Consider the following 14223-nt stretch of genomic DNA (forward strand, 5'->3'; position numbering starts at 1 on the left):
GGGGGGGGGTGTGCACCAAAAATTTTTATGAATTCTCTTCTCACCTACCTTGGATCCGTGTTCTCCCCGCAAATACAAAAAATCCCCCGAACTTCTCGCAAGAGAAATCCGGGGGATTTTCAATCAGCTACATGCTACTTGGTCGGCAGTTCAGCCAGTTCGGTAGCGTCGTGAGCCTCGGGGATGTGATCCACGTGCAGACGCTTACGGAAGACCCAGTAGGTCCAAGCCTGGTAGACGAACACGACCGGCAGACCAAGGCAGGTCACGAAGGTCATAACGCCCAGGGTGTACTCGGAGCTGGATGCGTTCGCAATGGTGAGCGAGTATGCCGGGTCCAGGGTGGAGGGCAGCACGTTCGGGTACATTGCGGTGAAGATTGCCAGTGCGCCCAGTGCGACGAACACGGACAGGCCGGCGAAAGCGCGACCCTCGCGGCCGCCCTTAGCGGAGACCCAAGCAATCAGAACGGCAACAACAGCCAGGATGGTGCACAGCCAGGAGATGCCGTTACCGCTGGTGAAGTCCAGGGTCAGAACCCATGCGACGATCGGCAGCAGCAGGACGGGAGCCCAGCGCACCAGGGTGTTGCGGGCACGGTCGCGGATATCGCCGTCGGTCTTCAGAGCGACGAAGGCAAGACCCTGAACCAGAGCGAAGCCCACGAAGCCCAGGCCGCCCAGCAGGACGGGCAGAGAAATCCAGGCGAAGGCACCGCCAACGCGGTCACCGTTCTCGTTGATGGGCAGACCCATGGAGGTCAGGCCCAGCAGCGCGCCCACGAGCAGAGCGATGAAGAAGGAGGAGACGGACAGAGCGATGTTCCAGTTACGGATCCACTTCTCGTCGTTCTTCTTACCGCGGTATTCAATTGCGACCACGCGCAGAATCAGGAAGACCAGCGCGAGGGTCAGGGGGATGTACAGAGCCGAGAAGAGGGCTGCGTACCAGATGGGGAATGCCGCGAAGATAGCAGCACCACCGGACACAATCCACACCTCGTTACCGTCCCAGACGGGGCCGATGATGTTCAGCAGCAGACGGCGTTCCTTCTCGTTCTTTGCGAACTTGGAACCCATCAGCATACCGACACCCAGGTCAAAACCGTCCAGGATCATGTACATGATGAGGAAGACGCCAATGGCAACAAACCAGAGGGTGGGCAGGCCAGGCTGACCGGCAAAGATATTGAAATCAAAGTTCATGGTGAATCAATCCTTACCCGCCTAGTAGGCGAACTCCAGCACGTCGCGCTTGGACTTGTCGTTGGACTCGTCCTCGTGGTGCGACTGAACCAGCTCGGGCATTGCAGCAACCACACCGGCCTTGACGTACTTGATGAGCAGGTAAACCTCAACCACCATCAGCACGCCGTAGAGCAGGCCCAGGGTGAGCAGGGAGAAGAGGATTTCTTCACCGGAAACACCCGGGGAGATAGCTGCTGCGGTGTACAGGCGGATTGCGGGATCGCCCTCAAGGTTGGGGACAACCACGAAGGGCTGACGGCCCATTTCGGTGAAGATCCAGCCCAGTGCAATTGCGAAGAAGGGAGCCAGGATGGACCAGACGGCAACGTTCTTGAGCAGCTTGGACTCGGGGACGGTGCCCACGCCCTTCTTACGGGTAACCCACAGTGCGTAGAGGTAGAAGGGAACGACGACTGCGCCCAGACCGATCATGCCGCGGAAGCCCCAGTAGGAGACCTCGAGGGAGGGCAGGTAATCAATCTTCTGACCTGCACGCTCACCGTAGAGCGGGTTATCGGGCAGGTTGGTGCCGTACTTAGCTTCGTACTCGGGAACCAGGGTCTGGATACCCTTCACCGGGGTGTTGAAGTTGTCGTGTGCCAGGAAGGACAGCACGCCGGGAACCTCGATGATGGTGTGAATCTTGTCGCAGCTCTGAGCGCCAAGCTCACCAACGGTCAGCACGGAGAAGGAGGTACCGTCGTGGCAGGCGGCCTCGGCGGCAGCCATCTTCATGGGCTGCTCGTGAATCATCATCTGTGCCTGCATGTGGCCGGATGCGCCAACACCAGCGAAGCCGATGAGGCCCACCACTGCGCCCAGGCGCAGGGACTTGAGCCAAACCTGGAAGTCCTTCTTGTCGCGTGCGCCCTTGTCGGACTCACCAACGACAACCTTGCCGTCAACGACCTTGTCAATGCCGTCCTTGCGGCGGCGCCACAGCTTGTACCAGGCGATACCGACCAGGAAGCCACCGGCAACCTGAATGGATGCGGTGATGACGTGCGGGAAGGTGACCCATGCGGTGGGGTTCATCAGCACGGCGCCGATGTCGGTCATACGGGGACGACCGTCAATCATTTCTGCGCCGACGGGGTGCTGCATCCAGGAGTTTGCCACCAGGATGAAGAAGGCGGAAATCCAGGAGCCAAGAACAGCCATGAACAGCGAGAAGGCGTGGACTGCGGGCTTGAGGCGATCCCAGCCGAAGATCCACAGGCCCAGGAAGGTCGACTCGACGAAGAACGCGAAGAGGCCTTCCATAGCCAGCGGGGCGCCGAAGACGTCGCCCACGAAGCGGGAGTATTCACTCCATGCCATACCGAACTGGAACTCCTGAACCAGACCGGTGGCCACACCCATGGCGAAGTTAATGAGGTACAGCTTGCCCCAGAACTTCGTCATTCGCTTGTATTCGTCCTTCTTGGTACGAACGTAGCAAATGTACAGGTAGGTCACTACAAGGCCCAGACCCAGGGTCAGCGGAACCATGAAGAAGTGGTAGACGGTGGTGATACCGAACTGCCACCTACCAAAATCAAGGGGATCCATTGATAGGTCCTTACTATGTGTGTACTGATATGCGCGTGCGCCAGAATCGGGCACTCCCCCGTCAGTGAAGGGAGTGCGAGAGTTACTGACACAGTGTCTCTCACCCATCTACGGTACAGGTTTTTCTTTGAAGGCTGTGAGGCACCTGTGTGCCGACTGGGCGTTAAATGTTTGACGTTTCGATAAAGGTTCATCGCACGTTATCAGCAAATACCGAGGTGAGACGGTTTAGAAACAGCCTGTCACCATCCGGAGTACGGAAGCCTTTTCCAACCCCTCCCTCAAACCTTGCAGTAAATTGCGATGTCTGCAAGATTTTGGTGACGGATTTATCGAAACTGACACAATAGTTATTCAGTGCCGATTCATTAAATTTGCATCAAAAATACTGATTTTTTGCGCCGTGGTGAAATCTATTGTGACAATAATCATAGAAAATTCCCACTTTATGACAAATCGTCAGCATGTTTTCCACGAGTCTCGCAAGAAAATACACACGCAAACACACACGGGAAGAACCGCTACATATCGATGTTCTCGGTATCCAGCTGATGCGCGCCGGCGATAATGAACTCCTTACGCGGAGCCACCTCGGAACCCATCAGCAGCGAGAAGGCGCGCTCGGCAGCCTCAGCATCCTCGATGCGGATGCGGCGCAGCATGCGGTGGCGCGGATCCATCGTGGTCTCGGCCAGCTGGTCGGCGTCCATCTCACCCAGACCCTTGTAACGCTGAATCGGTTCCTTGTAGGTCACGCCCTGCTCCCGCAGAGAATCCAGCAGCTCGTGCAGCTGCTTCTCGGAGTAGGTGTACACCATCTCGTTCGGCTTACCGCGGCGCACCACCTCCACGCGGTGCAGGGGCGGAACCGCGGCGTACACGCGACCCGCCTCAATCAGCGGACGCATGTAACGGTAGAACAGGGTCAGCAGCAGGGTACGGATGTGGGCGCCGTCCACGTCCGCATCGGTCATCATAATGACCTTGCCGTAGCGAGCAGACTCCAGGTCAAAAGTACGACCCGAACCGGCACCAATCACCTGAATCAGCGCCGCACACTCGGCGTTCGCGAGCACATCGGTCACCGAGGCACGCTGAGTGTTCAGGATCTTACCGCGAATCGGCAGCAGGGCCTGGTACGAGGAAGAACGCGCCAGACGCGCAGTACCCAGCGCCGAGTCACCCTCCACAATGAACAGCTCAGAATGCTCAACATTGGTCGAACGGCAATCCACCAGCTTAGTGGGCATGGACGAAGACTCCAGCGCGGTCTTACGGCGCTGAGTTTCCTTGTGGATGCGCGCCGAGACGCGGGTCTTCATCTCAGAGACGACCTTCTCGCACAGAGCGGTCGCCTGAGCCTTCTCAGCACGCGCGGTCGACTCCAGGCGCGCCTTCAGCGCATCACCCACGACCTTCGACACGATCTGACGAACCGCGGGAGTACCCAGAATCTCCTTGGTCTGACCCTCAAACTGCGGCTCGGCAAGACGCACGGTCAGCACGGCGGTCAAGCCGGCGAGTACGTCGTCCTTCTCGATCTTGTCGTTACCCACCTTGTACTTGCGGGCGTTATCGGCAAGGTGCTTGCGCATCACGCGCAGCAGGCCCTGCTCAAAACCGGTCGTGTGAGTACCGCCCTTGGGGGTGGCAATAATATTCACGAAGCTGCGGACTGTCGTCTCATAGCCAATACCCCAGCGCAGCGCAACGTCCACTTCACAATCGCGCTCCACATCGGTCAGCTGCGAGCGGCCATCCTCACCCAGCACCGGCACGGTCTCGGTGAAAGAACCGCTGCCGCTAAAACGCCAGGTGTCGGTAATCCGCTCATCGTGCGCCAGAAACTCGACGAACTCGCTAATGCCGCCGTCGTACTGGAAAACTTCCTCGTGGGGTTCCAGCTCGCCGGGGGTGCCGGGCAGTCGGCGCTCATCACGGATGCAAATACGCAGACCCGGAATGAGGAACGCGGTCTGGCGCGCACGAGCAGCCAAGTCCTCGTAGCTGAACTTAGCGTCGGGGGTGAAAATCTGCGGGTCAGCCCAATAGCGCACACGGGTGCCGGTCACGCCACGCTTAGCGCGACCCACAATCTGCAGGGCGTCAGTGCCCTCGGTTGCGGGAGTGAACGGATCTTCGGGCTTGGGGGTGCGGCCGGACTCGAAGAATCCGGGAATGCCGTGGCGGAAGGACATCTGGTAGGTCTTCGAGCCACGGTCCACCTGCACGTCCAGACGGGAAGACAGCGCGTTCACCACGGAAGCGCCCACACCGTGCAAACCACCGGACGCGTTATAGGAGCCGCCGCCAAACTTACCGCCGGCGTGTAGCTTGGTGAATACGACCTCGACACCGGACAGGCCGGTGCGCGGCTCAATGTCGGTGGGGATACCGCGGCCATCATCGCGCACCTCAACCGAACCGTCACGGTACAGAATGACCTGGATGGACTGGCCGAAACCGGCGAGCGCCTCATCCACCGAGTTGTCGATAATCTCCCAGAGGCAGTGCATCAGGCCGCGAGAGTCGGTGGAGCCAATGTACATGCCCGGGCGTTTGCGTACAGCTTCCAGACCTTCCAGCACGGAGAGGTGACGGGCGGTGTAGTTCGAAGACGCCACGGGAATCCTTTCGGCAAGTGATGACTGTGTGCAAGTGATGACTGTGTATTCAGCACGGCAAGCTTGCGGAAGGGAGAAAAAATGCCCCGGGCTTGCGCTCATAGTGCTCTAAGTTTCTATTCTATCGTGGCTTGTTGCCCGCTTCTGCCTGCGCCGTCATGAGGCTCTCTGTACCGTTATTAGACGCTGCCGAGAGAATGAAACAGCAGAAAAGCACCGGCTGCCACTCCCCTATGGAGTAGCAGCCGGCGTGTGAGTATCTGTGGATGTCTGAATTTTTAGGGGTCGCTTCTGAGGTGTCCGCCCTGGGCGCCTCATAGCAGTGGCACTGCCCTAGTGAGCTTCACCCGAGGCGCGTGAGGAGCTCTCGTGACGGTTCGTGACCATGATATTGGACTTGAAGTAAAACTCTTCGGGAAGCTCATTCGTGACCGGGCCGTGCGGGAATTCGCTGAGCTTTGGCACGAAGTACCAGTCCATCAACTCGCCGCTGCTCTGCTTGAGGACGCGGCGTTCCCTCATGGCGTGGCGTACCTTGCGGCGCAGGCGCGGGCTGTCTTTCAGAGTGCTGGTGAAGACCCACGGAGTCTCGTAACCCTCGGTGATCATGCCGAAGGTGATGCGCAGGTTGCCGTTCTCGTCGGCGTCCATCGTGAAGTCGCCGTCTGCAATATCAGTGAAGGCGAGCATCCAGCTGTGTCGGCGTTCGTAGCTTTCGCGGGTGGTCTGCAGTGCCGCAATGATGCGGTGGTCGACCAGCAACTCCACCTTACGTTCGGTGATTTCACCCAGACGAGCGTAGGAGCCAAAGGCGCGGTTCGCGCCGCTGCGGCGAGGCCACTTCGTCACCGCACCGTGCGGCACCTCCCCCGCAAAGGTGAAGGGGCCCGTCATGGTGCCGGGCAGACGCAGACGCTCAAACGGAGCCGTCGGCAGGAAGGTCGTCAGCAGCTGATCGGAGCTGACCGATTTACCCCAGCGCGCCATCTCAAAAATGGTCGGTTCAGGGCCTACAGGGTAGATATGCGGCATCTTGCGACCGAACTCGTCAAAGCCCTCAATAAACTCACCGTTGGAGCTGTACCCGGGCATGGTCGCACCGAGCGGGCGAGTCCACGACCCCGAATACGGCTTGGTCAGGTGCGGGTTCTCCACCGGCAGGATGCTGGTGCGAGCACCCAGGTAGGCGGGCATGCGCGAGAGGTTACGCCAGGCGAACTTCGCGGCAACCGCCTCGCGCCACCACATCGGGCGTTTGCCCGGGGTCTGCCCGCCCAGGCAGTGCATGAGTAGCCAGAATCCAGCCCAGCCGAGGCACCCTGCGGCAACCACGCAGAAGATAATCGTCAGCACAGTGTGCAGGGTTCCGGTCGCCCAGATATTCGTGGCGATTAGAGCCATGAACGCCACCCACGCAGCCATGACGTACGGGCCGAGCGTAATCATCGGATCGACCACCTTCACGGCGGCAATGACGCGGCGGTTCAGGCCGCGCCACACGTAGGAGTACGCCCAGCATCCGGCGGCAAGGACGAGTGCCATCAGCAGAAGAAGGATGAGCATCGGTGTGTCTCTTTCGCTGCAGGTTTTTCTACCGCGGTCGGTGACAGCAAGCGTCGAGCAGATGCCTCGCTGAAAGGCTCTTCAATAGCAAAACTCGCCTGCCGAAGATACCTTCAGCAGACGAGTTTCTTTGGTGTCACTAACCTTGAGGTAAAGCTTCTCACACTATTGTGCCTTTAATTGGTATCCCTGTGGGGGATTTTAGGGGGATGCACGAAAAAATCGTACCCAACCCCGCGTTTTCACCCAACAGAGCGGCACAGCGAGTATGCTCTGGCGCCTCAGCGACGGTTTTAGACAGAGGTTTTAGACAGCGGTTTTAGGAGGTCAGCGCAGTAGCAATCTGAGGAATTAGCGCCTCAAAAGCACGCGCACGGTGGCTAATCGAGTTCTTAATCTCGGCGGGAATCTCAGCGCAAGACTTGCCAGCGTACTGCCCCTCGTACAGGGCTTTCTCACCGTTCAGTTCCACGGGGCGCAGAATCGGGTCGTAGCCGAAGCCACCCTCCCCCGCCGGTGCGGTCAGCAGCTCACCGGGCAGCTCGCCGTACTCGACCGCCTCAAAACCGTTCGGGGAGGCAACCGAGGCCGCACAGCAGAACTTCGCGCCGCGGTGCTCGGCAGAAATATCGCTCAGCTGAGCCAGCAGCAGGTTCAGGTTCGCGGTGTCATCGCCGTGGCGACCCGCCCAGCGCGCCGAGAAAATACCGGGAGCGCCGTTGAGCACATCCACCGACAGGCCGGAATCGTCAGCAATAGCGATTAGGCCGGTTGCCTCGGCAACAGCGCGCGCCTTCAGCAGGGAGTTCTCAGCGAAGGTCACGCCGGTCTCGGGAACGTCGGGTGCGTTCACGCTGGAGGCGTCAACCACCTGGGTGTCAACGTCCAGGCCGTCAATGCGTCCGCGCAGAATTTCGCGCAGTTCCTTGAGCTTGCCCTTATTGTGGCTTGCCAGAACAATCTTTGCGTCTGCCATAGTTTCTCCTTGTCGACGGAACTAGTTACTGGGACGGGTTAGTGTGCCAGTGCTTCACGCTGAATCTGAGCCAGCTCAGCGGTGCCTTCCAGCGCCAGGTCGAGCAGGCTGTTGAGCTCGTCGCGGTCGAAAGGCGCGCCCTCGGCGGTGCCCTGAACCTCAACGAACTTGCCGCTGCCGGTGACGACCACGTTCATGTCGGTCTCGGCGCGAACGTCTTCGGTGTAGGGCAGGTCCAGCATGGGGGTGCCGTCAATAATGCCCACCGAAATTGCGGACACCGAATCGATCAGCGGGTTCGCCTTAGCGGGCAGAATCTTCTGCTCCTTCGCCCAAGAAATAGCGTCTGCCAGCGCCACGTACGCGCCGGTAATAGAAGCGGTGCGGGTGCCGCCGTCAGCCTGCAGAACGTCACAGTCGAGCACGATGGTGTTCTCACCCAGTTCGTCCATGTTGATGACCGCACGCAGGGAGCGACCAATCAGGCGAGAAATCTCGTGGGTGCGGCCGCCCACGCGGCCCTTCAGCGACTCGCGAGAAGAACGGGTGTTGGTGGCGCGCGGCAGCATCGCGTACTCGGCGGTCACCCAGCCCTTACCTTCGCCCTTGAGCCAGCGCGGCACGCCCTCGGTGAAGGATGCGGTGCACAGCACGCGGGTGTTGCCGAACTCGATGAGGGCGGAACCCTCAGCGTTGCGGGACCAGCCGCGGGTAATGGTGATGGGGCGCAGTTCGTTGAGGGCGCGGCCGTCTTCGCGGGTTGCAGTCATGGGTTCTCCTTGAATCTGTCTGCGGGGTCTGTGTCTGTCTGTTGAATCTATGTCAAAAAGTGGGCGGGGCTGAGCGCAGTTTGCACTAGTCCAGTTTGTTTTAGCCCAGGTCGGGTTTAGCCTAGTCCAGCTCGGGCTTCGCCTAATCTAGCTCAGGCTTGGGCAGCGCAATCGCGGTGTTCAGCGGCGGATCAAGCACCTCCACCACGTTCAGGGTGGACGTGACCGGGTGAGCCTCCGTCGGGCGCGGGTAGATGCGGTAACTTGCCGCCATTTCGGCAATGCCGACCGGGCCAGAGAAAGCACTGCGCGCCTCCGCGCGAGCGATGTCCGGGTCGTTCCACACGGGCAGGTGGGTCAGCAGCAGGTTACGCACGCCCGCCTCCGTGGCGGCTTCGCCGGCGCGCTTGCCGGTCAGGTGAATACCGCGCAGGGCGTCGTCGCGCCCCTCCTGGTATGCCGCCTCGCAGAGGAACAAGTCAGCACCGCGCGCAGCCTTGACCAGGCCCTCGCACAGGTCGGTATCGCCCGAGTACGAGAACACGGTGTGGCCCTCGCGGTCGTTGCAGGTGATGCGCAGCGCGTACGGGTCCTTCGAGGGGTGAACCACGCGGAACGGCTCCACGCGGAAGGGACCAATCTGCACGGGCTCGCCCTCAGTCCAGGTGTGGTAGTCAAACTCGGTGCTCATGCCCGGCTCCGGGTCCAGGCCGTGAGTTGCCGAAAGGTACTCGTTAATCGCGGCGGGACCGTACAGCGGAATGCGACCCTTGGGCCAGCCGCGCGGATCCCACTTGACTGCCACGTGCAGACCGGACAGGTCGATGCAGTGGTCCGGGTGCAGGTGCGAAATCAGAATCGCGTCGATATCGCTCAGGTCGATATGGCGCTGGAGCATGCCGAGGGAGCCGTTGCCCATGTCCATGATGATGCGCCAGGTTCGACCCGCGAAGTCCGTGGCGGTGAGCATGTAGCAACTAGCCGGTGAGACGGGGCCGGGAAAGGAGCCCGTGCAACCGATAACGGTTAGACGCATGAGGTGTCGTCCTTAGGGGTGGTGCCGGAAAATTCGGTGCCCGCGACAGTGTGTGCTGCCTCTGCAGGATCTGCCGATTCGTCGAGGGTGATGCTGCGGTGTGCCGCGAGCATCTCGGGGGTAAGTGCCGCCAGCGAGCCGGTCGGGTAGCGTTCCGCCACGGAGCTGGTGTGGCGCACGTTGGTGACCTCGGGGCCGAGGAAGCGGCGTGCCAGCTGCGAGAACGTCTCAGTTTCGCCGGTGGCGAGGAATTCGTGGTGCGGGTTTTCCTCGGGGACCGGGCTTTCAATGGCGTGGTTGAGCAGTTCGCGGTACACGTCCTTCGCGGTCTCATCCGCGGAGGAAACCAGGGTAACGTCCTCACCCATAATGTAGGAAATCACGCCGGCCAGCAGCGGATAGTGGGTACAGCCGAGCACGAGGGTGTCCACGCCAGCGTCCTTGAGCGGCTGCAGGTACTCGCGGGCGGTCTCCAGCAGCTCGGGACCGGAGGTAATGCCCTTCTCCACGAACTCCACGAAGCGCGGGCACGCCACCGAGTGCACCTCAAGGTTCGGGGTAATCGCAAAAGTGTCCTCGTAGGCGCGGGAGGTGACGGTCGCCTCCGTCGCAATCACGCCGATCTTGCGGTTACGGGTTGCGGCGAGCGCACGGCGGGCGGCGGGCTGAATCACCTCGATGACGGGGATGCCGTACTGGCGGGTGTAGCGTTCGCGGGCGTCGCGGAGCACCGCTGCGGAGGCGGTGTTGCAGGCGATGACGAGCATTTTCACGCCGGAGTCGACGAGTTCGTCCATGATGCGCAGGGCATTGGCGCGTACTTCTGCGATTTTGAGGGGGCCGTAGGGGCCGTGGGCGGTGTCGCCGACGTAGATGATGCGTTCGTGAGGCAGCTGGTCCATGATGGCGCGTGCCACGGTGAGTCCGCCAACGCCGGAGTCGAAGACGCCGATGGGTGCCGCGGCGGTGGGGCCTGCGGGCGCGGGGCTACCCCAGGGGGTGCGGGCACGGTAGGGATTTGTTGCGTCGATGCTGTCACTCATGTGTCACCTACACTTCGTTATCGGTCGGGTACCACGTTCTATGCTAACTCGCTAAGGTTACCCTTTTAGTCCGTTGAGCGGTTAGATGAGTCGAGAACCACCATTATGTGGTTGTATATGACGATAGTTTGAGGGGGAATTTGAAAAATTCGTTCTATTCTTGCTCGTTTGCCCCGCCAAATACTCCGCCGGACTTTTCCTCTTCTTCGTCGTCCAGCCCGTCGAGCATGGCGAGCATGAGCGAGTCCTGAACCCAGGAGACAAAGTTGTACACCACAGCCATGTACTCTTCTTGGGTCTCGATCTCGGAAGGGTCGGTGAACGCCGCAATATCTTCTGCGGTGTCTTCGTCCACAATGTAGAGGCGGTCGGCGAGCACCAGGCGAATATCGCCGAGCGCGGCAGCCCAGGCGCGGGCGTGTTCTTCGTTCAGCCGCAGGTCGCTGGATTCAATGTCGAAGGCGAGCATGGCGAGGTTCGCGCGTTTGGTTTCGCGCAGGTCGCGTTCGGTGTAGCGGCGGTATTCGGTGGCGGCCTCGTCGTCGCTGCTTGCGGCGGGTAGCAGGCGTGCTACGGCACTGTCGGCGGGGATGGTGGGGTTTTCGGTGATGCCGACCAGCGCCTCCAACGGGTCGACGGTGCCGCCGTCGGCGGTGGTATCTGCCGGGCGCAGTAGCGCGCGAACGTCTTCGGCGAGTTCGCGAATCAGGTCACGTTCGGCGGGTTCGAAGGAGGCGGTGTAGCCTCCGGGGGTGCGGCGGAAGGGCCGTGCCATTAGTTTTCTACTTTCTCGAAGGTTGCCAGCAGACCCCAGGCGTGCATTGCCTGGGTGTGTTTTTCGGCGTCTTCGCGCGAGCCGGTGAAGACGATTGCCTTGCCGTTGTTGTGTACCTGCAGCATGAGCTCTTCTGCGCGGGCGCGGGAGTAGCCAAAGTGGCTGCGGAAGACGTAGGACACGTAGGTCATGAGGTTGACGGGGTCGTTCCAGACTATGACTTTCCAGGGGGTGTCTGCGGCGAGGATGTTCTCCAGGGCGGTGTCGAGGTCGGTGTCCTCGAGGGTTCCGGTGGAGAGGATCACGGCGGTAGTGTTCATTGGTTTTCCTTTGCGGCCGGTTCCCTTTGATTATACGGGCGGGTATGTGTTGCCCCTGTGTGGCCCCTGTGTTCGTTCTGCGTTGTGCCGGTGTTTATCGTGTGTTGTATCTGTGCAGAGTGCTGGTAATTTGTCATACTACAGTACTTAGAGTCAAGAATACTTTATGTAGTGATTGACACGCCGGTTTAAGAAGAAAAATACCCTAATCCCCCACTACAATAAACACATGGCTACTACCTCTCTTCTCACCGATCACTATGAACTGACCATGCTCCAGGCGGCACTCGCCTCCGGCGCAGCCAACCGTAAGTGCACCTTCGAAGTCTTCACCCGCCGCCTGCCCGCAGGCCGCCGCTACGGCATCCTCGCAGGCACCGGCCGATTCCTCGAAGGCCTCGCAGACTTCCGCTTCAACGACGAAGAACTCTCCTTCCTCGCCTCCCGCAACATCGTCAACAAAGAAACCCTTTCCTACCTCGAATCCTTCACCTTCAGCGGCAACATCCGCGGCTACGCAGAAGGCGAAGCGTTCTTCCCCCACTCCCCCGTCATGCAGGTCGAAGGCACCTTCGCCGAAGCATGCGTCCTCGAAACCTACCTGCTGTCCATCCTGAACTTTGACTCCGCCGTGGCGAGCGCCGCCTCCCGCATGAGCGCAGCCGCTGGCAACCGCCCCTGCCTCGAAATGGGTTCGCGCCGCGCCCACGAACGCGCCGCCGTCTCCGCCGCACGCGCCGCCGTGATTGCCGGCTTCGCGGGCACCTCCAACCTGGAGGCTGGCCTGCGCTACGGCCTGCACACCATCGGCACCAGCGCCCACGCGTTCACCCTGCTGCACGACAGCGAGCGTGAAGCGTTCGAGGCGCAGCTACGTTCCCTCGGTGCCCGCACCACCCTGCTCGTCGACACCTACAACGTGGACGACGCGGTCCGCCTCGGCGTGGAACTCGCCGGCGAAGAGCTCGGCGGCGTGCGCCTGGACTCCGGCGACCTGGTCGCTACCGCGGCACGTGTGCGTGAACTGCTCGACTCGCTCGGCAACACCCACACCAAGATCACCGTCACCAGCGACCTGGACGAGTACGCTATCGCATCCCTGGCGGCAGCACCCGTGGATTCCTACGGCGTGGGCACTAAGCTGGTCACCGGTTCCGGTGCGCCGACTTCCTCCATGGTGTACAAGGTTGTTGAGCGTGAAAACTCTGCCGGTGAAATGCAGCCGGTCGCTAAGGCGTCGGCTGGCAAGGCGTCCATCGGTGGCGCCAAGCGTGCGGCTCGCCGCCTCAACGGCATGGGTATCGCCACCGCCGAGGTTCTGGGCACCCACGAGGACCCGAGCCTGCTCGAGGATACCCGCCCGCTCATGGTGGACTTCGTCCGCAACGGCGAGCTGCTGCCCGGCTTCACCGGTGAGGAAGGCGTGCGCCGCGCAACCGCCCGCCACGCAGCCTCCCTGGCTGAGCTTCCGGAAGCTGCCCGCCGCCTCTCGGAGGGTGAGCCAATCATTCCTACCGAGTTCATCTAAACCACCCTTCTGAGATACTGTTTTCACCTGGCGAATCAGAGTGAAAACTCACTCCTACTTGTAAAGGACAGACATGTCTAAGGCACTGATTATTGTTGATGTGCAGAACGATTTCTGCGCCGGCGGCACCCTCGCCACCGAGCGCGGTGCGGACGTTGCCGCGCTGATTAGCGAATACGTGGAGAACAACCACCACCGCTACGACGCGATTGTTGCCACCCAGGACTGGCACGTTGATCCGGGTTCGCACTTCTCCGATACTCCCGACTACGTTGACTCTTGGCCGGTGCATTGCGTGGCTAAGAGCAAGGGTGCGCAGATTCACGAGAACCTGGACACCGACTACATTGAGGCGTACTTCCGTAAGGGCCGCTTCGAGGCAGCGTACTCGGGTTTCGAGGGTCTTCTGGCCCCCGAGGATGAGGTCGCAACCGGCGAGCACGAGCCCGGTGCGGATGCGTCTGAGGACGGCCCGCAGACTCCCCTGTCGGAGTGGCTGGATGAGCGCGGTATCGAGTTCGTCGATGTTGTCGGTATCGCCACCGATTATTGTGTGTCGGCAACCGCTCGCGATGCGGTCGATGCAGGCTACGAGACTCGCGTGCTGCTTGACCTGACCGCGCCCGTGCACGAGGACAAGCTCGACGACGTGGTTGCCGAGCTTGAAGATGAGGGCGTCGAGGTGGTTGAGGTTCTCTAACCTCCACTAGCTCTGCCGATGACTCGCCATTTCAGGCGGGCGTTGAAGATACAGAAGCGGGGAGCCTGGGATGTACTATCCCAGGCTCCC

General features: G+C 60.8%; 12 protein-coding genes. 2 read left to right on the forward strand and 10 right to left on the reverse strand.

The features are described from left to right. Positions 1-134 precede the first annotated feature (134 nt). The 10 genes from cydB to clpS form a co-directional block, all read right to left on the reverse strand. Positions 135-1205, reverse strand: a complete 1071-nt coding sequence (gene cydB, locus HMPREF2879_RS09050; protein WP_049343115.1) for a cytochrome d ubiquinol oxidase subunit II — start codon at positions 1203-1205, stop codon at positions 135-137. Between the two features lie 21 nt (positions 1206-1226). Then, a complete protein-coding gene (locus HMPREF2879_RS09055; protein ID WP_049343116.1) occupies positions 1227-2798 on the reverse strand; it encodes a cytochrome ubiquinol oxidase subunit I in 1572 nt (523 codons plus the stop codon). 521 nt (positions 2799-3319) lie between these two features. After that, positions 3320-5422 carry a DNA gyrase/topoisomerase IV subunit B gene (locus tag HMPREF2879_RS09060; RefSeq protein ID WP_070635412.1) on the reverse strand — a complete coding sequence of 701 codons (2103 nt, stop codon included), beginning with the start codon at positions 5420-5422 and terminating at the stop codon, positions 3320-3322. A gap of 333 nt (positions 5423-5755) precedes the next feature. After that, positions 5756-6985 (reverse strand): RDD family protein, encoded by a 1230-nt coding sequence (locus HMPREF2879_RS09065; RefSeq protein ID WP_070635414.1) that lies wholly within the window; start codon positions 6983-6985, stop codon positions 5756-5758. A gap of 319 nt (positions 6986-7304) precedes the next feature. After that, on the reverse strand, positions 7305-7961 hold the full coding sequence (locus HMPREF2879_RS09070) for a non-canonical purine NTP pyrophosphatase (protein WP_070635417.1): 657 nt from the start codon (positions 7959-7961) through the stop codon (positions 7305-7307). 38 nt (positions 7962-7999) lie between these two features. Further along, a complete protein-coding gene (rph, locus tag HMPREF2879_RS09075) occupies positions 8000-8731 on the reverse strand; it encodes a ribonuclease PH (RefSeq protein WP_005506419.1) in 732 nt (243 codons plus the stop codon). A 142-nt stretch (positions 8732-8873) separates the two neighbouring features. Then, positions 8874-9767: an MBL fold metallo-hydrolase gene (locus HMPREF2879_RS09080; RefSeq protein WP_049350312.1), complete on the reverse strand. Its 894-nt coding sequence runs from the start codon at positions 9765-9767 to the stop codon at positions 8874-8876. Continuing rightward, complete coding sequence (murI, locus tag HMPREF2879_RS09085; RefSeq protein ID WP_070604655.1) at positions 9758-10810, reverse strand: glutamate racemase; 1053 nt, start codon at positions 10808-10810, stop codon at positions 9758-9760. The genes HMPREF2879_RS09080 and murI overlap by 10 nt, the downstream gene beginning before the upstream one ends. A gap of 154 nt (positions 10811-10964) precedes the next feature. Further along, positions 10965-11585 carry a DUF2017 domain-containing protein gene (locus HMPREF2879_RS09090; RefSeq protein WP_070593486.1) on the reverse strand — a complete coding sequence of 207 codons (621 nt, stop codon included), beginning with the start codon at positions 11583-11585 and terminating at the stop codon, positions 10965-10967. After that, positions 11585-11905: an ATP-dependent Clp protease adapter ClpS gene (clpS, locus tag HMPREF2879_RS09095; RefSeq protein WP_070635419.1), complete on the reverse strand. Its 321-nt coding sequence runs from the start codon at positions 11903-11905 to the stop codon at positions 11585-11587. The genes HMPREF2879_RS09090 and clpS overlap by 1 nt, the downstream gene beginning before the upstream one ends. Positions 11906-12134: 229 nt before the next feature. On the opposite strand from clpS, the gene HMPREF2879_RS09100 reads away from it, so the two are divergent. Both HMPREF2879_RS09100 and HMPREF2879_RS09105 read left to right on the forward strand, forming a co-directional pair. Beyond that, the gene (locus HMPREF2879_RS09100; RefSeq protein ID WP_070635421.1) at positions 12135-13433 is read left to right on the forward strand and encodes a nicotinate phosphoribosyltransferase; all 1299 of its coding nucleotides are present in this window, start codon (positions 12135-12137) and stop codon (positions 13431-13433) included. Between the two features lie 73 nt (positions 13434-13506). Continuing rightward, complete coding sequence (locus HMPREF2879_RS09105; RefSeq protein ID WP_070635423.1) at positions 13507-14133, forward strand: isochorismatase family protein; 627 nt, start codon at positions 13507-13509, stop codon at positions 14131-14133. Positions 14134-14223 lie beyond the last annotated feature (90 nt).

This window comes from Rothia sp. HMSC069C04 (assembly GCF_001812895.1).
In the GTDB taxonomy this organism is placed as follows: Bacteria; Actinomycetota; Actinomycetes; order Actinomycetales; family Micrococcaceae; genus Rothia.